At 32.0% G+C, this 25170-nt stretch carries 24 protein-coding genes; 23 read left to right on the forward strand and 1 reads right to left on the reverse strand.

The window, feature by feature from the left end; genetic code table 11:
- Positions 1-30: 30 nt before the first annotated feature.
- The 5 genes from C1X07_RS11800 to C1X07_RS11820 all read left to right on the forward strand — a co-directional run bounded on the left by C1X07_RS11800 (position 31) and on the right by C1X07_RS11820 (position 5728).
- The gene (locus tag C1X07_RS11800; RefSeq protein ID WP_103070220.1) at positions 31-1278 is read left to right on the forward strand and encodes a hypothetical protein; all 1248 of its coding nucleotides are present in this window, start codon (positions 31-33) and stop codon (positions 1276-1278) included.
- Positions 1279-1579: 301 nt separating this feature from the next.
- Positions 1580-2239, forward strand: coding sequence for an ArsR/SmtB family transcription factor (locus C1X07_RS11805; protein ID WP_103070221.1), 660 nt, complete (start codon positions 1580-1582; stop codon positions 2237-2239).
- Positions 2240-2252: 13 nt separating this feature from the next.
- Positions 2253-3368, forward strand: coding sequence for an MBL fold metallo-hydrolase (locus C1X07_RS11810; protein WP_103070222.1), 1116 nt, complete (start codon positions 2253-2255; stop codon positions 3366-3368).
- A 10-nt stretch (positions 3369-3378) separates the two neighbouring features.
- On the forward strand, positions 3379-4581 hold the full coding sequence (locus C1X07_RS11815) for an MFS transporter (RefSeq protein ID WP_103070360.1): 1203 nt from the start codon (positions 3379-3381) through the stop codon (positions 4579-4581).
- 1 nt (position 4582) lies between these two features.
- Positions 4583-5728, forward strand: coding sequence for a cysteine desulfurase family protein (locus C1X07_RS11820; RefSeq protein ID WP_103070223.1), 1146 nt, complete (start codon positions 4583-4585; stop codon positions 5726-5728).
- A 92-nt stretch (positions 5729-5820) separates the two neighbouring features.
- Here C1X07_RS11820 and C1X07_RS11825 read toward each other — a convergent pair whose 3' ends face one another.
- The gene (locus C1X07_RS11825) at positions 5821-6261 is read right to left on the reverse strand and encodes a nuclear transport factor 2 family protein (protein ID WP_103070224.1); all 441 of its coding nucleotides are present in this window, start codon (positions 6259-6261) and stop codon (positions 5821-5823) included.
- Positions 6262-6788: 527 nt separating this feature from the next.
- Between C1X07_RS11825 and C1X07_RS11830 the strand changes: the two genes are divergently transcribed.
- The 18 genes from C1X07_RS11830 to C1X07_RS11920 all read left to right on the forward strand — a co-directional run bounded on the left by C1X07_RS11830 (position 6789) and on the right by C1X07_RS11920 (position 25161).
- Positions 6789-7358 carry an RNA polymerase sigma factor gene (locus C1X07_RS11830; protein ID WP_103070225.1) on the forward strand — a complete coding sequence of 190 codons (570 nt, stop codon included), beginning with the start codon at positions 6789-6791 and terminating at the stop codon, positions 7356-7358.
- Positions 7359-7375: 17 nt separating this feature from the next.
- Positions 7376-7558 (forward strand): hypothetical protein, encoded by a 183-nt coding sequence (locus C1X07_RS11835; RefSeq protein WP_103070226.1) that lies wholly within the window; start codon positions 7376-7378, stop codon positions 7556-7558.
- Between the two features lie 20 nt (positions 7559-7578).
- The gene (locus C1X07_RS11840; protein WP_103070227.1) at positions 7579-8394 is read left to right on the forward strand and encodes a mechanosensitive ion channel family protein; all 816 of its coding nucleotides are present in this window, start codon (positions 7579-7581) and stop codon (positions 8392-8394) included.
- Positions 8395-9183: 789 nt separating this feature from the next.
- Positions 9184-9933, forward strand: a complete 750-nt coding sequence (locus C1X07_RS11845) for a hypothetical protein (RefSeq protein WP_103070228.1) — start codon at positions 9184-9186, stop codon at positions 9931-9933.
- A 53-nt stretch (positions 9934-9986) separates the two neighbouring features.
- Positions 9987-11267 (forward strand): MFS transporter, encoded by a 1281-nt coding sequence (locus tag C1X07_RS11850; protein WP_103070229.1) that lies wholly within the window; start codon positions 9987-9989, stop codon positions 11265-11267.
- Positions 11268-11269: 2 nt separating this feature from the next.
- Positions 11270-12856, forward strand: a complete 1587-nt coding sequence (locus C1X07_RS11855; protein WP_103070230.1) for a glycoside hydrolase family 3 protein — start codon at positions 11270-11272, stop codon at positions 12854-12856.
- Between the two features lie 5 nt (positions 12857-12861).
- Positions 12862-13941 carry an anhydro-N-acetylmuramic acid kinase gene (locus tag C1X07_RS11860; RefSeq protein ID WP_103070231.1) on the forward strand — a complete coding sequence of 360 codons (1080 nt, stop codon included), beginning with the start codon at positions 12862-12864 and terminating at the stop codon, positions 13939-13941.
- A gap of 141 nt (positions 13942-14082) precedes the next feature.
- Positions 14083-14691: a uridine kinase gene (udk, locus tag C1X07_RS11865; protein ID WP_103070232.1), complete on the forward strand. Its 609-nt coding sequence runs from the start codon at positions 14083-14085 to the stop codon at positions 14689-14691.
- A 131-nt stretch (positions 14692-14822) separates the two neighbouring features.
- The gene (locus C1X07_RS11870) at positions 14823-15089 is read left to right on the forward strand and encodes an FtsB family cell division protein (protein WP_262494914.1); all 267 of its coding nucleotides are present in this window, start codon (positions 14823-14825) and stop codon (positions 15087-15089) included.
- A complete protein-coding gene (locus C1X07_RS11875) occupies positions 15082-16449 on the forward strand; it encodes a methylmalonyl-CoA mutase subunit beta (RefSeq protein WP_103070233.1) in 1368 nt (455 codons plus the stop codon). The genes C1X07_RS11870 and C1X07_RS11875 overlap by 8 nt, the downstream gene beginning before the upstream one ends.
- Positions 16450-16542: 93 nt before the next feature.
- Complete coding sequence (locus C1X07_RS11880) at positions 16543-17160, forward strand: hypothetical protein (RefSeq protein ID WP_128755259.1); 618 nt, start codon at positions 16543-16545, stop codon at positions 17158-17160.
- 218 nt (positions 17161-17378) lie between these two features.
- Positions 17379-18008, forward strand: a complete 630-nt coding sequence (locus tag C1X07_RS11885) for a hypothetical protein (protein WP_103070235.1) — start codon at positions 17379-17381, stop codon at positions 18006-18008.
- Positions 18009-18132: 124 nt separating this feature from the next.
- Complete coding sequence (gene scpA, locus C1X07_RS11890) at positions 18133-20265, forward strand: methylmalonyl-CoA mutase (protein WP_103070236.1); 2133 nt, start codon at positions 18133-18135, stop codon at positions 20263-20265.
- 66 nt (positions 20266-20331) lie between these two features.
- Positions 20332-21213 carry an SDR family oxidoreductase gene (locus C1X07_RS11895; protein WP_103070237.1) on the forward strand — a complete coding sequence of 294 codons (882 nt, stop codon included), beginning with the start codon at positions 20332-20334 and terminating at the stop codon, positions 21211-21213.
- A 234-nt stretch (positions 21214-21447) separates the two neighbouring features.
- Positions 21448-22293 carry a CS1 type fimbrial major subunit gene (locus tag C1X07_RS11900; RefSeq protein WP_103070238.1) on the forward strand — a complete coding sequence of 282 codons (846 nt, stop codon included), beginning with the start codon at positions 21448-21450 and terminating at the stop codon, positions 22291-22293.
- Positions 22294-22898: 605 nt separating this feature from the next.
- Complete coding sequence (locus C1X07_RS11910) at positions 22899-23663, forward strand: ParA family protein (RefSeq protein ID WP_103070240.1); 765 nt, start codon at positions 22899-22901, stop codon at positions 23661-23663.
- 6 nt (positions 23664-23669) lie between these two features.
- On the forward strand, positions 23670-24578 hold the full coding sequence (locus C1X07_RS11915) for a ParB/RepB/Spo0J family partition protein (protein ID WP_103070241.1): 909 nt from the start codon (positions 23670-23672) through the stop codon (positions 24576-24578).
- Positions 24568-25161, forward strand: a complete 594-nt coding sequence (locus tag C1X07_RS11920; RefSeq protein ID WP_317046079.1) for a DUF5683 domain-containing protein — start codon at positions 24568-24570, stop codon at positions 25159-25161. The genes C1X07_RS11915 and C1X07_RS11920 overlap by 11 nt, the downstream gene beginning before the upstream one ends.
- Positions 25162-25170: the final 9 nt, after the last annotated feature.

Genomic DNA, 25170 nt, shown 5'->3' on the forward strand with positions numbered 1-25170 from the left:
AGTAATTCCTAATTAATATTTTGGAAAGACATGGAAAATACTTGGGAAAATGATCGTAAAGAAACTTTACCATTAACAAAGTATGTTTTTAACACTCTGTTAGGCAAGGTTATAAAGCATTTTAAAACATCTCATAAAATTAACAAGAGCTATAAAGATTCTCAATTGTATGGGTTTGGAAATTATGATCAGGATAAACCAAGTCTAAAAAATGATTTAGAGCTTATCCTAAAAGGATATGTAAATGGAAAATATCTTTATAACAAACATAGAGAAGCTTCGTCCGGAAAACCTGTTATTAAGATCAGTAGAGAATACAAATCATTATTTTTTAATTACTTAGGGTATAAAGATGTTTTCGACTTTATATCATTAGAAATTAAAAAAAATGATGAAAAAGAAAAACAATTGCAACTTCTGCAAGGTCACTCTGTTAATGAAGATTTTTATTATGTATGCTATTACTATGGAGAAGATAAAAAAATGACTAAAGGTCAAATTATAATTTATAATAATTGGAAAACTTTTGAATTAATATTTGTATATCAAGACCGTAAGGGTATTCCTATTTATTACAATTTATTCGGAAATATTAAACAAGAAAACAATTTTGTACATTTTGATGCCAAATTTTTTACTAAAAGAGGAAAAATAGAAGGGGCAAATTTTATATTCTATGTGGGAAAATCTTCTTTTAATGAGCGCCCAATACTCATTGGCACCTATTCATCTTTTGATAAATACGACCATAGTGTTGCGGGTAAGATGATTATCGAAAGAAAAGACAGTAAAAAAAACATGGAGTCAGAGGCCAATTCTTTTGATTTTGATCCCATACTCTCCCAAGAACTCATAAAACAGCGTTTTATATCTCAAAGTCACATTCCTAAACAACTGTCAAAATTATCATCCAAAAGCCCATATGCCAGTATTTTTGGAAAACTACCAAACAGTTATGAAGCGATATTTAATATTTTGGATGAAAAACACAAGTTTAATTTTCTCATTCAGAAAAATCACTACAATATCATAAGTGAAACCGAAAATATCGTTGTAGAAAATGATAGGTTATCTCTCGAAAACAAAGGACAAATTCTAGAGTTTCATTGTGATTTGGTTGGTATATTTTTAATACAAAAGGTGTCTGTCTATCTTAAAGTGTATGACCTATTTAGAGATAACAATACTAACACAGACATCATTGGACATTTTACTGGAATTGATATTAATAATACAATTGTTTCTGGAGGTGTATCTGTTATGCCTGTTACTATATAATCAAAACCTTAATATACTACCTAAATACTTTATTTAAATCTATCTATTAAGATTTAAATTTTGTTCTATCCTGTCTATAGTAATCCTGATTATTCTTCAAGATGTGTTTTATAGATAAACATTGTCATATTAACTGATTTTCAAATTCAATTTTCTAGCAAAACCAATCCAAATCAGGTCAAAAATATAGTTTAAAAGAGTTTACTTCCTTAGTTAAACAGTTAAAAAACAAAATTTTAAGTTAAAAAAATTGCAACTTTATTCAATTATTCAATATATTTGTTGAATAATTGAATATAAAATGGATAAGCACGAATTTAAAAACAGTATCTATCAAGAAATCGCTAATGTGGGAAAAGCCTTAGCAAACCCATATAGGTTGAGAATTATTAATCTGATCTCACAAGACAACTATTCTGTAGAGCAAATTGCAGAAGAAATAGGAGTGTCGATTGCAAATGCCTCACAGCATTTGCAGGTACTAAAAAAGGTAAAATTACTTAAGACAACCAAAAATGGACATTATGTAATTTATTCATTAGCCAATAATAATGTGTATACACTATGGAATGCTTTACAAAACTTTAGTATTCGTAATAATGTAGAAGTACAAGCAACATTGCAAAATTTCAAAAAAGAAAAATTTACAAATGTTACTTCTATCAAAACAGATGAAATTATAGCCAACAACAATCTTGAAGATCTTTACTTTTTGGATGTTAGACCAAAAAAAGAATTCAAACGTCAAGCTATAGCAGATGCTCAATCTATACCTATTGAAGATCTTAAAGACAATTTGGATCAATTACCAAAAAACAAGCAGATAATTGTGTATTGTAGAGGTCCATTGTGTGTTTTTGCAGATGAAGCTGTCCAACTGCTTCAAGAAAAGGGATTTAATGCTATTCGTCTTCAGGAAGATGTTTTAGAATGGAAGCTTAAAGGATTACCTGTTAATTAAAAAAAACAATAAAATGAGTTTAAAAAACACCCAAACGATTAAAGTCGATGAGCTTAGAACTTTATTAGAAAACAAAACACCTATTCGTGTTTTGGATATAAGACCACAAGAAGAACGTGAAGAATGGAAGATAGTAGAAAGTGAATTTGTCGATGTCTATCACCAACTAAAATCTGGAACAAAAAATCTATTTTCTGATCATAAATTCTCACCAGACATCCCGGTAGTAACTGTCTGTGGTGCAGGAAAAACAAGTATGATAGCGATGAAGCAACTTCGCGAAAAAGGGGTAGAAGCATATTCCTTAGAAGGAGGTATGAGAGAGTGGACCAAAGCATGGAATACAGCCCAGACAAAAGATAATAATGGAACTACCATTATTCAGATACGTAGAACAGGCAAAGGTTGTTTATCATATATTTTAGAAAATAACGGTGAAGTTATTATTATTGACCCATCTCTGACTTCCGAAGTATATAGTACTATCGCTACAAAAAACAATTGGGATATAAAGTATATTATTGACACTCATATTCATGCCGATCACTTTTCAAGAGGAAGACAATTAGCTGACAAAGAAAATGCAATGCTATTCTTACCTAATCAAAATATTGTTAATTATGCGTTCAATGCTATTAACCAAAATACAACTTTTGAGTTCGGTAAAGCAACATTAAAAGCAATTCATACACCTGGTCACACTCACGAGAGCTACTGTTACCTTTTAGACAACCAGGCACTGTTTTCTGGAGATACTTTGTTTACAAGTGGTGTTGGAAGACCCGATCTAAAAGCGACAACAGAAGTGGCACGAAAAAAATCTAGTCTCTTATATCAATCACTTCAAAAGCTCCTTGCCTTAGACAATACATTGGCTATTTACCCTGGACACATTAGTAATCCGGTTGCTTTTGATGATCAGTTAATCTCTGGCACTCTGGGAGACATCAAAAACAAGGTTCAAATTCTACAACTTAGTGAAAAAGAGTTTATAGACAATCTATTACAAAATATCCCTGAAACACCTCCTAATTATGAGGAGATCGTAAAATTAAATATAAAAGGGACAGCAAAAGAAGCTGATTTGATTGAATTAGAAGCGGGCGCTAACCGATGTGCAATTTCTTAAAATCCCAAAAATGAAGGAAAAAAATATACAATTAGGACTAAAAGAAAACTGGAAACAATTTTCTCTACTATTATTAGTAAATGCCTTTGTAGGAGGAATGGTAGGATTAGAACGAACTATACTTCCAGAATTAGCAGAAAAAGAGTTTTTAATCGTCGCCACATCAGTTATACTTTCATTTATTATAGTATTTGGAGTAGTTAAAGCAATAACCAATTATTTTACCGGAGTACTAGCGAATAGAATTGGGCGTAAAAACTTACTAATTATAGGCTGGATAATTGCCATTCCGATTCCTTTTATACTGATCTATGCGAAGCATTGGAACTGGATTATTTTTGCTAATGTATTACTGGGAATCAATCAAGGATTAACTTGGTCCAGTACTGTAGTTATGAAAATTGATCTTGTGGGTCAAAAACATCGAGGTTTGGCAATGGGACTAAATGAATCTTTTGGATATTTCTCTATAGCATTGGTTGCTTTTACTACTGGATGGATCGCTTCTGAGTACGGATTACGCCCTTACCCTTTCTATCAAGGTATTGTTTTTGTGACACTTGGACTCCTAATTAGTGTGTTTTTTATCAAGGATACGGCAAAGCATGTTGCTACAGAAAATGAAGTAAACAACAATAAACTTCTCAAAAATATATTTTGGGAAACAACATGGAAAGACAATAATTTGGGCTCAATATCTCAGGCAGGATTTGTCAATAACCTAAATGATGGTATGATTTGGGGGATTCTACCTATTATTCTTGCAAATAGAGGTTTTAGCTTAAAAAATATTGCAATCGTTGTTGCTATATACCCAGCTGTATGGGGAATTGGTCAGCTAATTACTGGTAAACTATCTGACCTCTATAATAAAAAAACGATGTTATACTTAGGAATGGTATTACAAGGTATCTCCTTGGTATTAATGTTCTGGGCTTTTACTGCTACACAATTTATACTTCTTTCGATAGTATTAGGAGTGGGTACTGCCATTGTTTACCCTACCTTTTTATCTGCAATCGCTGGTTTTACCTCTCCAAATCAAAGAGCACAAAGTATTGGCGTGTTTAGACTCTGGAGGGACTTAGGATACGCCTTTGGAGCATTATTGACCATAATCATTACTCAATTTTTTGATGTTGATATAACAATAATCGCTATAGGAATATTAACAATAGTATCATCAATTATCATTAAAATAAGAATGACATAAAATGAGTACACCATTTATTTATCTAGATTATAACGCTTCTACTCCAAACGATCCAAGAGTTGTTGATGCAATGCTTCCTTTTTTAACTGATCACTACGGAAACCCATCTAGCGTACATGCACAAGGAGTAAAAGCAAAAGAAGCAATTGAAACTGCTCGTAAACAGCTTGCTACTCTACTTGGAGCAAATTCTGAAGAAATTATATTTACCAGTGGAGGAACAGAATCTAACAACTACGCAATTATAGGAACAGCATTACAACATAAAACAAAAGGAAATCACATTATAACCTCATCTATAGAGCATCCAGCTGTATCAGAAGTCTGTAAACATCTAGAAAAACAAGGATTTAAAGTAACTTATCTGAGCGTTGACAAAAATGGTATTATTGACTTAAAAGAACTAAAAGAAGCTATCTTACCAGAAACAATTTTGATTACCATTATGCATGCTAATAATGAGATCGGTAGTATTCAACCTATACATGAAATAGGAAAAATTGCAAAAAAGCACGATATAGTTTTTCATACCGATGCTGCACAATCTGTAGGTAAAATACCAACTAAAGTAAAAGACCTTGGTGTCGATTTATTAAGTATTGCAGGGCACAAAATTTATGCCCCAAAAGGTATCGGAGCCCTATATACAAAAAAGGGGATCTCACTAAGTAAACTAATACATGGAGCTGGTCATGAAAATAATAAACGCCCAGGAACCGAAAATGTAATGCAAATAGTAGGTCTGGGTAAAGCCGCAGAAATTGCATTTGAAGAATTTGACCATAATACCTCTACAATGATAATAATGAGAGACTATTTATTAGAAAAATTAAATACTCTAAATATCGATATCCTCATAAATGGAAATCCCTCAAAATCGCTACCGAACACTCTTAACGTAAGCATAAAGAATATCAATGCTAACGAAATTATCTATAGTATTAGAAACAAGATAGCATTATCATCTGGTTCTGCCTGTCACTCTGGTACTGCAAATTTATCCAATGTACTAAAAGCAACATTATCTGATCTCGATTATGCTAATGGGACATTTAGATTCTCGGTAGGTAAAAACACAACAAAACAAGAGATTGATGATGCTATTACAATTCTCAACGAAGTCTTTAATAGAAGTTATACTAATTAAAAAAACAAACACACAGCACCAAAAATTCGTTTATTTACCTACGAACTACATTTATACTCCAATCTGTAATAACACCTTACTAGTTTTCATTTTCAAAAATTATCGTAGTATGTAAAATCCTTAGTTATTTTCCCATTTTTAATGGTAAATACAGTACATATCGGTAACTCAAATTTGGAACCATCAGGAGCAGTACCTGTGGATACAAACTCAATAATCATATGCTCATTTCCAGAAGGGTATATCTTTATTATCCTATCATGTATATCAGGGAATACCTGATTTAACTCATCATACTTTTTAATAATCTGTTTACGTGACTGTTTAACAACCCCTTGCCCGAGGGAGGGGTCTCTAAATTCAGCATTTTCAACATACATTCCTGCGATTTCCTCCCAATTATGACTATTAAAATGCAAAAAATATTGTCTTACTAGTTCAATATTCTTATTAGTTCCCTTTGTTTTTAGCCCTTTATTTTCTTTACAAGAAACAGCTACCAGAATAAAAATTAAAAAATATAGATTTTTCATTTCGTCTTATTTTTTTGGATTACACTCCATTATTTAAAATTAAGACGAATACCATTTTAATTTTTGGACATTTTTTAAAGATTTATTTTTTACAACACCCCCCCATCTTCCTTACACACAAAACACCTTATTTGTACGGTAATCACATAAAAACCAAGCTTTTAGTTCTTTATTTTTGTAACAAAAAAAAGCCAACTAAAACTCAATACAAATACAAAACTCATTGATATACTTGACTTAACAAGAATATTTAGGGGAAATTTCACCTAAAATTTATTTTTTTTTAGCTAACTTATAGTACTTTTTAAAAAAACAATCTTGATAAAACTTCATACCCACATATCAAAATACTTGTTTTTATCCCAAGTAACGTTTTTTTAAAACATCACAATTTTGCTTTAAAAATCAAACCAAAACTACTCTCGTAAAGAGCTTGTTGTTAATATCATATGTGGAATAAAAAAAAAGTGACTTTTTAAAGCATACTGTGTCTAAATATTTAAGGGGATTATTTGTAACACAAATGCATGTTGAGGAAAACAGAACCGGAGGGAAATTTAGAGGATAAAGAACTTGTTTTTAAGATAGCACAAAGTAACGATACTAAGCTATATGCTATTCTTTATGACAGATATGCCAAAATAGTATATAACAAGTGTTTAAGTTTTGTAAAATCAAATGAAGAAGCACAAGATTTAACACATGATATTTTTGTTTTGCTATTCGCCAAACTAAAAACCTTTAAAGGGAATTCTAAATTTTCTACTTGGCTATATTCATTTACATATAATTTTTGTGTCAACTATGTGCAAAGGATCCAAAGTAAGAAAAAAGAAAAAATCGTAGTAACAAATGATGTTGTTGATTATATCTCAGAAGAAATAGATGATGAGGATTTTATGGAATTAAAATCCAAAAAATTAGCTATTGCTTTAAAAAAAATAGAACCAAAGGATAAAATCATTTTGATGATGAAATATCAGGATGATTTATCCATAAAAGAAATTAAAGAAGCTCTAAACATAGGTGATAGCGCTGTCAAAATGAGATTAAATCGTGCTAAGTCTCGATTAGTCAGTACTTATAAAACATTGTAATAAATACCCCTATAAAAATGAATAATCCATTTAAAAAAATCACTCAAAGCAAAGAATTACCTACTTCTATTAAGAAAAAAGTGTTTGAGGATATCGAAATGATAAAATTATCCTTAGACCTAGCTGATCTATTTACTGTAAAATACCCCGACTCCATCGAAGAGTTTTTAAAACTAATAAAATCACCTAATAAAAATTAAACTTTAATCTTTAAAATCTTATGGGAAAAACTTTAAATTTTAAATTGATTGAAAATGTCTTTAATGAACTTTCTGAAATTGTACCTAATATCATTGGTGCAATTTTGTTTATTTTAGTTGGATGGTTAATTATTAAACTGATTCTTTTCCTTATAAAAAAGTCTCTCAAATTAACCAAAATTGATAGCTTGATTTTAAAGATTAGTAACAACGGTATGTTGTTTAATTCTAATACTCCGATTGAGCCCACCAAAATAATTCTTTCATTTATAAAGTGGTTTTTAATACTTGTATTGGTTATTATTGGATCTGATATGTTTGGGCTGACCATAGTTTCTAATGAAGCAGGAAGATTGATCGATTATTTACCCAGAATTTTTAGTTCTATTATGATTTTGGGGTTAGGGTTATACTTAGCCTCTTTGATAAGAAAGTCAGTTTATACAATGCTAAAATCTTTTGACCTTAGTGGATCCAAACTCATAAGTACCATTTTATTTTTTGTCATAGTAGCTATTGTTTCGATTACTGCTTTAAATCAAGCAGGTATAAATACAAATATTATTACCAACAACCTTTCTCTTATTCTAGGGGCTTTTCTTGCCACCTTTACCATTGCACTGGGATTAGGGTCAAGAGATATCGTCTATCGAATTTTACTAGGTTTTTATTCAAAAAAGAATTTTAGAATAGGGCAAAAAATCAGAATTGAAGAGTTCGAGGGGGTTATCCTTTCTATTGATAGCATTAGCATGATAATAGAAAACAATGAAGGTAATAGAGTTGTCTACCCTATTAAGTTAATAACAAATAGAAAAATAGAAATCATTGATTAAAAAAGTGAATATTAATACCATATAACTTAATTGGTAAAAAAAAAGATGAACTATACTATATAAAACACAAAAAACTATTTACACTCAACATTCTCATATCGTTTTGTTTACACACAAGAGTAGGGCCAAACTTCGAAGAAACATGAAATTTAAAGTGACTTTTCACGTTTTTATGTGTCAAAACTATACAAAGAGGTGTGAATAAAAACTTCATGCTTTTATAAAAAGACAAGAATGGTGATATTCATTATAGTTCAGGTTGTAATATTAATAATCTTAGTTATTCTAATGATTAACAACTGGTTTGACTATATGAAAGATAAGAGGCAGATACACAAGATCAATAAAGGATCAAAAAGAAATAATTAGGGGCTCCAAAAATCAAAATACTTGTCGTTTTTTGGATAATTGCGTTTTTTATAGCAGACCGGTTGGCTTGGGGAGTTATATCAACCGGTCTCTATAAAAAATGAATACATTTATACTATGACTTGATGTTTCTATTTACCATATAGATTTCTTTAAAAAATGTATTCTAATCTATTTTATCCCAACTCTTCACTTTTCTCAAATAGAAAAAACACCTATCTTCAACCTACATAATTAATAAACTTTGTAAATCGATCAAAAAAGTTGCACAGTACTTGGTAAGCATTTATAACCAAACCCTTAATAGATAAAATTCTACAATCTATTGTATAACATATACCAATCTGGTCGTATATTACGTTAATTTTAGTTTACTATAGTATTAAAGTAAATAAAAGGGCATTACTAATCACACATGGTATGAAACTTTCAACATTCATTATTATACTTCTAATTATGTACCAAGGTAATGCTCAACGAAAAAGAGGTTCTAACCCAAATACATATAAATTCAGTTATAAATCAGAAACATATAAAGGAACAAGACTTGAAATAACGGCAAAACTGAGAGCTTTAAAGAATAATTCCTGGTTTATAAACATTCCTGAAGAAAAGCAAATTGTACTTACGTCTCTTTTCAAAGAAGTAAAAAGTCAACCCATACCAAAAATTTATAAAAAACGGGCAATTGTATTTCTTGATGCTTTATACGCATATGAAGATTTTTTAACCATATATGACAATGCTCTCTATGAAGTGATTCTAAACCTAAAACATGATATGCGTCGTCTTGATTTTAAATTTGAAAGGCAACTTACACGCGCCAAAATTGTATTAGATCGAGCAAAAAAAGAAGATCAATATAACAATGAAAAGATTACTCTCTTGAGTAAAGATTTAAAAGATAGCCAAATAAAATTAGCTAGTCATAGGTGGATGAAGAAAAAAATTGAGAAGTACAAAGGCATGAATGCCATCAAAAAACCAGATGAACTCATTAAAGAATTTAAGAAAGTCGAAGCAATGAATGTTTTTACAATGATTGAAGAAAAAAAAATACAAAAAATTAATTCATACCTTGAAAATCAGATCATTGATTTCTTTTATAAAAAATCATTACCAGAGATACGCCTCGGCATCTTGGAGTTTGACTATATTGATAAGATTTAAAAATAGGTATTACTGATAATTTGTGAGTATCTTACCTTCCATAAAAACACTTCATGGCAGTATCTAATAAAGACAAAAACGCTTGGGCCTGGGTTCCCTCCTTATATTTCACTGAAGGTTTACCGTATATCATCATTATTACCGTTTCTGTGATTATGTATAAAAAACTAGGAATTAGCAATGCTGATATTGGGTTATATACTAGCTGGTTATACCTTCCATGGGTAGTAAAACCATTATGGAGTCCTTTTGTTGATATAAAGAGTACCAAACGTAATTGGTTTTTAGGAATGCAACTCCTTATCTCAATTGCATTTTTGGTTGTTGGTCTAGTAATTCCTACTAATAATTTTTTTGTTCTCAGTCTTTCTTTTTTTTGGATCGCTGCCTTCGCATCAGCTACAAATGACATTGCCTCTGACGGATTTTATTTAATTGGTCTTACTCAAAAAAAGCAATCCCTTTTTTTGGGAGTGCGAAGTACCTTTTATCGACTTGCAATGGTGACTGGTCAAGGATTAATTGTGGTACTTGCAGGGTTCCTAGAAGAGCATTATGGTAATAACCAAAAAGCCTGGTCATATACCATGATTATTACTGCAATATTCATGATTATATTAACAATAATCAACCTCTTTACTACTCCAAAAGTAGAAAACCAAACAACTACTTATGATAAAAACACAGTACGTTTTTTTGATATTTTTAAAACCTTCTTTCAAAAGAAACAAATTGGTATTGTACTCGCTTTTATTCTTCTTTATCGCTTAGGAGAATCCCAATTGGTAAAAATGGCTTCTCCTTTTTTATTAGATCAAACTAAAGCAGGAGGGTTAGCCTTATCAACCGCCGAAGTAGGAACTATTTATGGTACATTTGGTATTATCGCTTTAACCATTGGAGGTGTCTTAGGAGGTATCGTAATTTCTATGCACGGATTAAAAAAATGGATGCTTCCAATGATTCTAGCCCTAAATCTTCCTAATATATTGTATGTTCTATTAGCTTTCTGGCAACCCTCATCTGTTATATTTGCTACATTAGTGGTTATAATAGAACAATTTGGATACGGGTTTGGTTTTGCGGCCTACCTCATGTTTTTAATTTATGTAGCAGAGGGAGTTTCTAAAACATCGCACTATGCCATCGCAACAGGATTTATGGCGCTAGGTATGATGCTACCAGGAATGATAAGCGGGTTTATCCAAGAAGCCATTGGGTATACTGGATTTTTTATCTGGGTAGCCATTGCTGCAATTCCTGGGATTATCCTTACCCAATATATACAATATCCTGTTACTTATGGAAAGAAGGATAAAGATAAAGATCAATAACAATGGAGAAAATTGCTCAAAAAATGAATACCCCTACCCTTTCTAAAATCGAAAAAATCGGTCAGTTTTTCTTTCCAGCAGCGTTTATAAATGACACAGATCAAGAAATTAAAGAAATCGAAAAGCTAATCCTAGACCATAAAATTGGAGGGCTTACTTTTTTTCATAGTAGAGCTAGTGCGGCAACAAATTTTGAAGGAAAGAAAAAAGTAATTAGAAATGAAGACAGCGCCAAGCGACTTTCCGAGCTTATTACACATTATCAAAGTATTACCTCCTCCCCTCTCTTAATCAGTATTGATGCCGAATGGGGTTTAGCCATGCGAGTTGAAAACGCGCCCCAATATCCTTATGCAATCACATTGGGAGCATTACCCAAAGACCAAACAAAACTAATTTTTGAAGTAGGTAAATATATAGGAAACGATCTTGCGTCTATTGGTATTCATCTTAATTTGGCTCCAGTAGCAGATATCAATGTTAATCCTAATAATCCCGTTATTGGTTATCGTTCTTTTGGTGAAAAAAAAGAACAGGTAACCCATAAGGCTCTTGCTCTTTATAATGGGCTCCAAGACTCAGGGGTTTTAGGCTGCTTTAAGCATTTCCCTGGACATGGGGATACCGAAGTAGACTCGCATCTCGGACTTCCTGTAATTACTAAGTCAAAACAAGAATTATATGCTCAAGAATTATATCCATTTATTAAAGCAATAGCATCAGGAATTGATAGTATTCTCATCGGGCATTTAGCAGTTCCGTCATTAACAAAAGGTAAAAACATATCAGCTACTTTATCAAAAGAGATTATAAAAGATGTACTCAGAAAAGAAATGGGATTTAAAGGAGTTGTTATTTCGGATGCTCTTAATATGCATAGTGTATCTAAACTATATCCAGAAAAAGGAATGTTAGAATGGAAGGCATTTGATGCTGGGAATGACATTTTATGCTTTGCCGAAAATGTAGAAGCAGGTATTCGTACTATAGAAAAACATGCTACAGATTTACAAATTGAAGAAAGCTTTATAAGAATCCAAAAACTGAAAGAAAAAGCGTTTAAACAAAAAACAATGAGCCGTGATTTTGGTCCTAAAAAAGCAAAAACACTTAATTTTAATATAGCCAAAGCTTCCATAACTCTCTACAAATCAAACAAAGAAAGCTTTAAAAAATTTAATCATGAGAATTTTGAAGCCATTTCTATCGGAAAAAAAGAAGATTGTCAGTTTTTTAAAGAAATTAAACAGTCAAGATCATTTAATGTTTTATGTTATACTCGGGAAATTTTAGATACGGTTTCCTGCACTAATATTATTATTGCTTTGTTCCCGTCTTCTATAAAACCAAAGAATCAATTTGGTATTGATCCAGAAATAATAAATGTGATAACCGAGTTAAGTAAAACAAAAAACATAGTACTATACCTATTCGGAAATCCATATGCTTTACGAGTATTTAAAACCGAAAATATAAATAATATAGTGCTCGCATATCAAGATTTTGATTCTTATCAACAAGTAGCCGCACAGCATTTTCTTGGACAACGCCAAGCTATCGGAAAACCGCCAGTCCAACTCTCAAAATAAAATCAATGAAAAATCAATATACAGTTATAGGTTTAATGTCTGGTACTTCTCTAGATGGTTTGGATATTGTTAATTGCTATTTTGAGAAACAAAATGATACTTGGTCATTCTCTATACTAAACAAGGCTAACGTTGATTATGACATTGCTTTTAAAGAAAAATTAAAAAACACTATTCACCTAAACGCTACAGAATTATTAGCTTTTCATAACAAGTACGGGATTTGGTTAGGTGAGCAGATCAAAGGTTTTATGCTTCAAAATAATATTGAAGTAGATTTTATTGCTAGTCATGGTCATACTGTTTTTCATCAACCAGAGATTGGACTAACATATCAGATAGGATCAGGACAGCATATCGCTAATACCTGTAAGCAAAAAGTGATCTGCGATTTTAGGACAAATGATGTTGCTTTGGGAGGGCAAGGCGCCCCGCTTGTTCCTATTGGGGATCAATTGTTATTTGAGAAGTATGATTTTTGTCTTAATCTAGGTGGGATAAGCAATATTTCTTTTAATAGTACTAACAAAAAAAGAGTTGCATATGATATTTCTCCAGCTAATATGTTACTCAATTACATCTGTACAACTATTGACAAAGCTTATGATAAAGGCGGAGAAATTGCCAAAACAGGAGAATTAAATACTAGATTACTAAACTCTCTCAATGATTTAGAGTATTACAATCTTCCGTTTCCTAAGTCTTTGGGATATGAATGGTTTGCACAAAAAGTAATTCCTATTATTGATAATACGCCGGACTCACCAAAAAATCTTTTACACACTGCTGTTCATCATATTGCAGAGCAAATTACCCGTACAATTTCACTGATAGAAAATAGAGGTGGCTCATTATTGATTACAGGCGGCGGTGCAAAGAATCATTTTCTTATTAAAGTATTACAACAAAAGCTAGATACTATGGCTACTATTGTCATTCCTTCAGAAGATATTATTGACTTTAAAGAAGCACTTATCTTTGCTTTTATGGGAGTATTAAGAGAGCGAAATGAAATAAATTGCCTACAATCGGTTACGGGAGCTAAGAAAGATTCTTCTTCTGGTGTATTGTATTTACCTCGGTAATGTTTTTTAATGATACGAAAAACTGAAAATCCCATCAATACGTAAACTTGAAACATTGATTATCAACAACTCAAAAAACTCATATCCTCAACTTGATAAATACTCGAAAACAATCTTTAAATTTGCCAAAAATAATCAGGAATGCTAATTATCGGTATCGCAGGAGGAACAGGTTGCGGTAAAACTACTGTTGTCAATCATATTATAAACGAATTACCAGAAAATGAAGTGTGTGTCATTTCGCAAGATTCATACTACAAAGACACAAGCCATCTTAGCTATGATGAAAGAGTTAAGATAAATTTTGACCACCCTCAATCCATAGATTTTGACTTATTAGGAGAACATTTACGTGATCTTAGAAAAGGAAAAACAATTGAGCAACCCGTATATTCTTTTGTAGAACATAACCGTACGAATCGAACCATTACTACGGCACCAAGTAAAGTAATCATAGTAGAAGGAATTTTAATTCTTACTAATTCCAAAATCAGAGATATGTTTGATATTAAAATATATGTACAAACCGATAGTGATGAACGATTGATCCGCAGATTAAAAAGAGATATTGCCGAACGAGGACGTGATATGGACGAGGTTTTGGATAGATACCAAAGTACTCTAAAACCTATGCACCAACAGTTCATTGATCCTACTAAAGAATTTGCCGATCTTATTATACCAAACAACAACTACAATAATGTAGCTGTTGATATTGTACGTACAATTATCAAAGAACGCTTGAATTAACTTTTGTACCTTTACAGCCAATATTATTCTCTATTAGATTGAAGCTAAAGCAATATTTTCAAAAACTTAAAAACAAACCGGCGCTGGTTCCGATATTTGCTATATTTTTAAATAAATATGTACTTATTGTATTGTTATTTATAATTTGGATGTTGTTTTTGGATACAAATTCTTGGCTTATTCATAGAGAACTAGATCAGGAAATTCAAGAACTTGAAAATAATAAGGAGTACTACATAAAGGAAATAATCAAAGATCAAAAAGACATTAAAATCCTTAAAGATAGTAGTGAACTTGAAAAATTTGCACGAGAAGAGTATTTTATGAAGAAAGATAATGAAGAAATATACATTATCGAATATGAAGATAGCGTGCCTAAAAACGAAAAAGATGACTAAATCCCTATTTGATAGTTTTGAGGAAGTATCTTCAAAACAATGGAAGCAAAAAATCCAATTTGATCTCAAAGGTGCAGATTATAATGAAGCTTTGATTTATAAAACTCTTGAAGGAATCGATATAAAACCTTTCTATAATCAGGAAGATTTAGTTGATATAAACAATACTACTTCTCACCCAACTACATGGAGAAACTCGCTAAAAATAGAAGTTAGTGATACTTTAACTAGTAATCAAAAAGCTATTAACGCTATAAAAAAGGGAGCAGAAAGTATCCATTTTGTTATTCTTCATGAGCACATAGATCCAAAAGGTTTATTCCTAAATATTACAAATAGCACCTCTCTTTATATTGAAACTAAATTTCTATCGGCAGATTATATCCAAATAATAGATAATCTAGCTAAAGAACATAATTTAGATATTTTTGTATTAACTGACATCATTGGTAATCTTGCTAGTACGGGTAATTGGTATGATAATTTAAAGAATGATCATTCATTATTAGATCAAATTGTAAAAAATTCTCACCTTCAAAGTAGTGTAAGTATAGATTTAGGGTTATATCAGAATGCAGGAGCAACTATGGTTCAACAATTGGCCCATGGTTTAGCCCATGCTAATGAATATTTAAATTATTTTGAAACTACAACAACCCCTCTTAAAAAAATACCTTTAATATTTAGAGTTGCTATTGGAGGTAATTATTTTTTCGAAATTGCTAAGTTAAGAGCTCTTAGAATACTATGGAGTGCTCTCTCATCAGAATACAAAGCCCTAACAGAATGTCATATCATAGCTTATCCTTCTCATAGAAACAAAACTGTTCTGGATTATAACGTAAATATGCTACGTACTACTACAGAATGTATGAGTGCAATACTAGGTGGAGCAAATACCATTCAAAACCTTCCTTATGATGACATCTATCATCTGGAAAATGATTTTGGAACTAGAATTTCTTTAAATCAACTCTTAATCCTTAAAAATGAAAGCTACTTTGACCTTGTTAGCAATCCGGCTTCTGGATCTTATTATATCGAAAGTTTAACCAATCAAATATCTGAGAAAGCATTAGCCTTATTCAAAAATATTGAAGAAGGTGGTGGCTTCTTAAAGCAATTAAAATCAGGAATAATTCAAAAGAAAATAAAAGAAAGCTCTGATAAAGAACAAGAACTGTTTGATAGAGAAGAAATAATACTAACAGGCTCTAATAAATATCAAAATCCTGATGAACATATTCCTGAATTTCAAAAACCTATATTTCCAGAAAAGAAAGTAAGAAAAACACTATTATCGCCTATAGCAACAACGAGATTACCGCACAAAATAGAAAGAAAAACCATAAACAAATAGCATAACTCGTTAATTTTTTGTAACTTAACAAAAAGTAATACACATTTTTTAACTAATTTTTAATCTATGCCCCTTAAGATTAAACATAAGGTTTTGCTGTATTTTTTAGTTCTATTTATTAGCTCTATTGGTCATACTCAAACCTTCGAACAAAATTTTGACTGTCTTCAAATTGACAATCTAGGACTATTAAAAAAGTCATTTGATTCTTTCGAAACAGATTTATTCAATCATTATAAGTTCGATAATGACACAATCAAAACATATCGAACATTTTTATCCGAAGTATATAGTTTATCTATAAACTTAAGAAAACTACCTTCAAGTAACTCCATAGAATTAGCACGTGTATTCAAAAAGAATGCTACAGACAGAAATTCACTTTGGGTTTTATTAAGTCAATATGATGATGAGATGGAAGCTTCAAGAGATGCCTCTGGACCCAAAGAAAACAAACAAGGTGGAGAAGCAGTTATGACATTTAATTATCGTGGTGGATTTATTCAGTGTCTTAAAAATAATAGTACCAGTGAAGGGTTTAAGGACATTATAGAAACTTTAGAATATGACGGTAATGTAAGTCCATCACTAATTGCTCAAAGATTACACGATTTACCAACAGAAGAATTTAATACACATGAGGTAAAAAGCTTTATAGCCTATGATATATATTTCTCTATACTATTAGTTATAGAAAAAGCATTCGGGTAAATTTAATACCAATATCGAAAATATCATTAAACCTGATTCCTCAATTCTACAAAAAACCTAAAGTATCTATACCTTCTTAGAGTAGTAAATTCAAGTCACTCTGCGGATATATACTTAAAAAAACACAATAAAACGTTAATATCTGCTAACTTATTGTTAACTTCCCTGCTAAATTTTATAAATTTAGCCTATACATTAACATTACTAAATCTAAATCAATGCCCCTTAAGATTAGATCTAGAGTCATAGCTGTGTATTTATTATTCTGTTTGCAGGTTGTACATTCACAATTTGGTAGTCATTGTTTTAACATTGATGAAACAGGTATTATCAAGAAAGCGTACGATTCTTTTGAAAATGACCTATTTAGCTATTATAAATTTGGTAACGATTCTATAAAAACTTACCGAACTTTCTTAGCCGAAGTGGCTAGTTTATCAATTGACCTAAAAAAACTTCCTTCTAGTAATTCTATTCAATTAGCTCGTGAGTTTAAAAAAATAGCGGATAACAAAAATTCTCTATGGATCAAATTAAGCGAATATGAAAATCAAGAAGCTATAAAAAAATCATCTCCTTCTGCTACTCACAAAAAAAATGAAGAAGAAATTTTGATATTTAATTACAGAGGTGGGTTTATTCAATGTCTTAAAAACACAAGTGACAGTGATGACTTTAAAGAAATTATCTCAACCTTAGAAAAAGATGGAAATGTTAGCACTTCTCTAATTTCTCAAAGAATATACTATATTCCTGATAAAGAATTCTGTGCTATAGAAGTAAAAAATTTTATAGCCTTTGACATCTATTTTTCTATCTTGATGGTTATTGAAAAAGCTTTTAAGTGATTTTTTTTACACTTTTCTCTAAAAAACTTGAACTCTAACTAGTTTTTTTCAATAAAAATCATTTTTAAAACCTTAATTTTATAGCCTTGTTAATTTATCATTTCCAAAAACAAGGCTTGGAGTAATGAATAGAAAAGATATACATCATATACAGTTACCAAAAAAAGCTACATCTTCGGGACAGCAAAATATTTCAACATTTACCACTTCAGAAGGAATAGACATCAAATCTTCTTACGACAAAAATGATATAGAAGATGTAGATCATCTAGACTTTTCTGCTGGATTACCACCATATTTACGAGGTCCGTACTCTACAATGTACGTTCGCAGACCTTGGACAATAAGACAATATGCTGGGTTTTCTACTGCAGAAGAAAGTAATGCTTTTTATCGCAGAAACCTGGCTGCGGGACAAAAAGGATTATCCGTTGCATTTGACCTTGCGACACATAGAGGGTATGACAGTGATCATGAACGCGTATTTGGTGATGTTGGTATGGCTGGAGTGGCAATTGATACGGTAGAAGACATGAAGGTTCTATTCGATCAAATCCCATTGGATAAGATGTCTGTTTCTATGACTATGAACGGCGCCGTGTTACCTATAATGGCATTTTACATTGTAGCCGCAGAAGAGCAAGGTGTCGACAAAAAATTACTTTCTGGAACCATTCAAAATGATATCCTGAAAGAGTTTATGGTGCGTAATACTTATGTTTACCCCCCTGCTCCTTCGATGCGTATCATCGGGGATATTTTTAAGTATTGCTCTAAGAATATGCCAAAATTTAACCCTATAAGTATATCCGGATACCATATGCAGGAAGCAGGAGCTACTTGCGACATAGAATTAGCATACACCCTAGCTGATGGTCTAGAATACATTAGAAAAGGAATAGAAGCTGGTATGGATATTGACTCGTTTGCTCCACGCCTCTCTTTCTTTTGGGCAATCGGAATGAATCATTTTATGGAAATTGCCAAAATGCGAGCTGCACGTATGTTATGGGCAAAATTAATTAAACAATTTAATCCTAAAAACCCAAAGTCTTTAATGCTTCGTACCCACTGCCAAACCAGTGGATGGAGTCTTACTGCACAGGATCCCTTTAATAATGTTGCACGTACTTGTATAGAGGCAAGCGCTGCTGCCTTTGGAGGCACACAAAGTTTACATACTAATGCTCTTGACGAAGCAATTGCATTACCAACAGATTTTTCTGCAAGAATCGCTAGAAATACACAAATATACCTGCAAGAAGAAACCCAAATCACTCGAACGGTTGATCCTTGGGCAGGAAGTTACTATGTAGAGTCTTTAACCAATGATATTGCTGAAAAAGCATGGAAATTGATGAAAGAGGTAGAAGAACTTGGAGGAATGACGAAAGCAATTGAAGCAGGTATCCCGAAAATGAGAATTGAAGAAGCGGCTGCTCGAAAGCAGGCCAGAATTGATAGTGAACAGGATGTAATTATTGGTGTCAACAAATACAAATTAGAAGAAGAAGAGGCTATAAATACTCTCAAAGTAGATAATCAAGCCGTAAGAATCCAACAAATAGAAGGACTTAAGAAGGTAAAAGCTTCAAGAAATGAGGAAGCTGTGCAAGAAGCTTTACAAAATTTAACCATTGCGGCTACCAATGGTGATCAAAATTTATTAGCTTTAGCAGTAGAAGCAGCAAAACTTAGAGCTACTCTAGGAGAAATTAGTAATGCGTTAGAAAAAGAATTTGGAAGATTTAAAGCTGAAATAAAATCGTTTACTGGAGTGTATGCTAAAGAAATAAAAAATGATGAGTCCTTTAATAAAGCAAGAGAACTAGCAGATCAATATGCAGAATTAGAAGGTCGAAGACCAAGAATTATGATTGCCAAAATGGGACAAGATGGTCATGATCGCGGGGCAAAAGTTGTTGCAACTAGTTATGCCGATATTGGTTTTGATGTAGATATTGGTCCTTTGTTTCAAACCCCTATTGAAGCAGCAAAACAAGCTGTAGAAAATGATGTACATATTATAGGAGTATCTTCTCTTGCCGGTGGGCATAAAACACTAGTTCCTCAAATCATTGAAGAACTCACAAAATATGGACGTGAAGATATTATGGTTATAGTAGGAGGTGTTATCCCCCCAGATGATTATGATTTTCTTTTTAAAGCAGGAGCTGTAGCAATATTTGGTCCTGGGACAAAAATTAGCGATGCAGCTATTACAATATTAGAGATATTAATCTCAACATTCGAATAGGTAATAAAAAAACTATGCACGCATAGTTTTTTTATTACCTTAGCAAACTATCGATATATAATACATATGAATTATACAGCCAAAATGCTTCGAGATGGAGCGCTAAAAGGAAAAAATATCGTCGTTACAGGCGGAGGTAGCGGACTAGGTAAATCTATGACCAGATATTTCTTAGAACTTGGAGCCAATGTTGCTATCACTTCTCGCAACCTAGAAAAACTACAAAACACAGCCAAAGAGCTGGAAGCAGAAACAGGAGGCACTTGCCTACCCGTTCAATGCGATGTTAGAGAATATGATCAGGTCGAAGCAATGAGAGATACAGTTCTCGATTCTTTTGGATCAGTAGATGTGCTACTTAACAACGCAGCAGGAAACTTTATTTCTCCAACAGAACGTTTATCTCATCGTGCTTTTGATATAATTATTGATATTGTGCTGAAAGGAACCAAAAACTGTACACTTGCTTTTGGTAAGTATTGGATTGAAAAAGAATATAAAAACACCACCGTTTTAAATATTGTAACAACATATGCCTGGACAGGTTCTGCATATGTCGTACCAAGTGCAACAGCAAAAGCAGGTGTTTTAGCTATGACAAGATCCTTGGCCGTAGAATGGGCAAAATATGGAATGCGATTTAATGCTATCGCACCGGGTCCTTTTCCTACCAAAGGAGCATGGGATCGTCTGCTACCAGGTGATTTAAAAGATAAAATCGACATGGCCAAACAAGTACCTTTAGCTCGTGTAGGAGATCACCAAGAGCTTGCTAATCTCGCCGCTTATCTGGTTTCTGATTTTTCTGCCTATGTAAATGGAGAAGTCGTTACACTAGATGGAGGAGAATGGCTAAAAGGTGCAGGGCAATTTAACCTTTTAGAACAAATCCCAGAAGCAATGTGGGATCAACTTGAAGCAATGATAAGGGCTAAAAAAGGTAAATAAACTTCTATTATTATAAAATTATAACAAATGTCATTCTGATATCAGAATGACATTTATCATTCATACAAACACTTGTTGTTAAGACATTTGAATAACAAAACTAAAGTCAAATAAAACTTCTTACGCAACCAACCTCATGTTCAATCCTAAAAATAAACACAGATTTATTGATAATTGAGGTAACATTCTCCTATGTGATGACATTTACATTAAACATTTAAAAATATATACCTAATGAATAACAAGATTGCACTCATCCTACTTTTTCTAGTGAACTCATTTCTTTTTGCACAAGACAAATATGAACCCGGAACAGTACATTACAAAAACGGTAATACCAAAAAAGGGTTTATCGAATATTATAACAAAAGTAAAACAGTTGTTTTATTTAAAAGAAACCTAAACGACACCCCAATAAAACTAACTCCAAACACAGTAACGAGCTATACTTTTGAAAATTTGAACAAAAAAATTATTTCAGAAAATATAGAAACCTACCAATATAAAGAGACCTATTCTACTAATAACACTGAAAAAAAGATCACTACTGAGATCGCAAACAGCACCTCCTATTTTCTTGAAGTTCTTGTCGAAGGAAAAGCAAATTTACTTTTTCTTGACACTAACACTAATAAAAAACGTTACTTCCTTAAATCAGATAAATCTGGATTAAAAGAGCTAGATATTATAACAAGAAGAGAGAAAAACTCTCAAACTAAAAACTACTATATAAAAAGATACATTGGTATATTAAGCCTTGAGTTTAACGATTGTGAGACCTTAAAATCAAAAATTGAAAAATTAAGACTTACACAATCTGATTTATCAAAAGCATTTATTCAATATAACAACTGTACTGGCGAAATAACTTTTGAGTCCGAAAGATTGAACAGAAAAAACCTTCACAAAATAATTATCGAAGCTGGTTTATATTCTTCTAAAATAAAAACAAGAGGAACTTCTTTAAGAGGTTCGGATTTTGATAACTCAATAAATCCTGGTTTCGGAATTCATTACCTTTATACTCCAACAGCATTATCCTCTGCAGTTTCTCTATCCATTGGAGCCTCTTATAATTAAATAAAAACTGAAGCACCATACTATAGAAACTTTGAGGTTTTAATAGGAAATTTTAGAACCACAAAAATTGACCTCAAAACTATAAACTTAAGATTTGGAGGCATTTATAATTTTAATAAATCCAAGAAAAAAATCAGCTCTAATTTAGGAGTATATTATATAAATAGTATAATAATAAACTCAGATCCATTTGATGCTTATTCTAGAATTAATTCTGATGGTACTCAAAGTGCTTTGTATGCCGATTTTGGTGTAGAAATGCAAAGATCCACCTCTGGATTCGCCCTAGAATTAGGTTTTAACTATAAAATTACTAACAAAAATGACCTAACTGCTAGGTTTGGCTATGAAAGAGTTGGGGATTTTCTTAATTTTTTCGGAGCATCCTATCCCAGCAATACTTTTGCCCTTAAGTTAGGATACAGTTTTGACCTCTAGTAAAACATCAAAAACCTTGAGTTAATAACTTTTTATTAACAATTAGACAAGGACAGTAGACCATCCTCAAAGGGGGATGGTCTTTTTTATATGCACTGTTAACATTTTTCATTTTTATAATATATAATAAATCGTATTTTTATCGCTACAAATCCAAATCTCCCCATATGGGTAAAATAATAGCAATTGCCAATCAAAAAGGAGGAGTAGGTAAAACTACAACCTCTGTAAATTTAGCAGCTTCTCTAGGTGTATTAGAGAAAAAAGTATTACTTATCGATGCAGATCCACAGGCTAACGCCACCTCAGGGTTAGGGTTAGACGTAGAAAGCATTGAAAAAGGAACATATCAGATCCTAGAGCATACGGTAAAGCCAGAAGAGGCTGTTCTGGAAACTAGTTCTCCTAATGTGCATATAATACCTGCACATATTGATCTGGTTGCAATTGAGATCGAGCTTGTTGATAAAGATCAACGAGAATATATGCTCAAGAATGTAATTCAAGATTTAAAATCTCAATATGATTATATTCTTATAGACTGTGCTCCTTCTCTAGGATTGTTGACACTAAATGCGTTGACAGCTGCAGACTCAGTTATGATTCCTATTCAATGTGAATATTTTGCTCTCGAAGGATTAGGTAAACTTCTAAATACAGTAAAAAGTGTTCAAAAAATCCATAATCAAAATTTGGATATAGAAGGATTACTACTTACTATGTATGACTCTAGATTAAGGTTATCAAATCAAGTAGTCGAAGAAGTACAAAAACACTTTAATGAAATGGTGTTTAAAACAATTATTCAGAGAAATATAAGATTAAGTGAAGCTCCTAGTTATGGTGAAAGTATAATTAATTATGATGCTTCTAGTAAAGGTGCAAGCAATTACTTAAGTTTGGCACACGAAATTATTAAGAAAAACAGTTAGGGATTCATGGCGAAAGCAACCAAAAAACAGGCATTAGGAAGAGGATTATCGGCACTATTAAAAGATCCAGAAAATGATATAAAATCAGTTGAAGATAAAAATGCTGATAAAGTAGTTGGTAATATCATAGAATTAGAACTGGAGAGTATTGATGTTAATCCATTTCAACCTCGTACCAGTTTTAATGATGAAACGTTGCGAGAACTTGCTACATCTATAAAAGAAATTGGAGTAATACAGCCAATTACAGTTCGTAAATTAGACTTTGATAATTATCAATTAGTAAGTGGAGAGCGCCGTTTCCGAGCTTCAAAATTAGCTGGGTTAAAATCTATCCCTGCGTATATACGTATTGCTAATGATCAGGAATCATTAACAATGGCGTTGGTAGAGAATATTCAACGACAAGATTTAGACCCAATAGAGATCGCTCTTTCATATCAACGTCTTATAGATGAAATAAGCCTTACTCAAGAGCAATTAAGTGACCGAGTAGGTAAAAAAAGATCTACTATAGCCAATTACCTTAGACTATTAAAACTTGATCCTATTGTACAAACCGGAATGAGAGATGGTTTTATATCTATGGGACATGGTCGAGCTCTCATCAATATTGAAGATCAACAAAAGCAACTAGATATTTATGAATCCATAATCGGGAAGTCATTATCAGTTCGAGAAACAGAACAAATCGTAAGATCACTTAATGGTAAAACAGAAAAACCCACTACTGCGATTTCTTCAACATCAAATGTATTACCAAAACACATTTCTAAGGGAGTTAAAGAGTTTTCAGACTATTTTGGCGCAAAAATTGATGTAAAGGTTTCTAGTAAAGGAAATGGAAAACTCATCATACCTTTTTCTTCTAAAGAAGATTTTGAACGTTTAAAGAAACTTATAGGTGAAGATTAAATTCTTTTATATTATTTTTTTTGTATTACTTTCTATTCAAAATGTCCTTGCTCAGGAAAATGAAGAGTTAAAAGTCACTACAGAAGAAGTATCTGTAAAAAAGAAGAAGCAGAAAAAAAATAAAATACGCCCGTATGAGCCTTTAGCTCCTGCCAAAGCGGCATTTTATTCTGCCGTTCTTCCTGGATTAGGACAAGCTTATACTAAAAAATACTGGAAAGTTCCCATTGTATACGCGGCACTAGGAACTGGAGTTTATTTCTATATACAGAATAACGATAATTACAATCGTGTTCGCGATATTTATAAACGTAGACTAGCTGGTTTTACGGATGATGAATTTCCTAACATTACAAATGATCAATTAATATCATTACAAGAACGCTATCGTAGAGAAAAAGAATTGTCGTTATTAGTAACTGTAGGAATTTATCTCTTAAATATTGTAGATGCCAATGTAACTGCACATTTAATGCAATATAATGTTACAGAAGATCTTTCATTCAAACCAAAAATAAATTTTAACGAGTTCAATACTAATACCTCGCTAAATTATGGGGTATCACTCAATTATAGTTTTTAAGAAATGTTC

Source organism: Aquimarina sediminis (assembly GCF_002895435.1).
Lineage (GTDB): Bacteria > Bacteroidota > Bacteroidia > Flavobacteriales > Flavobacteriaceae > Aquimarina > Aquimarina sediminis.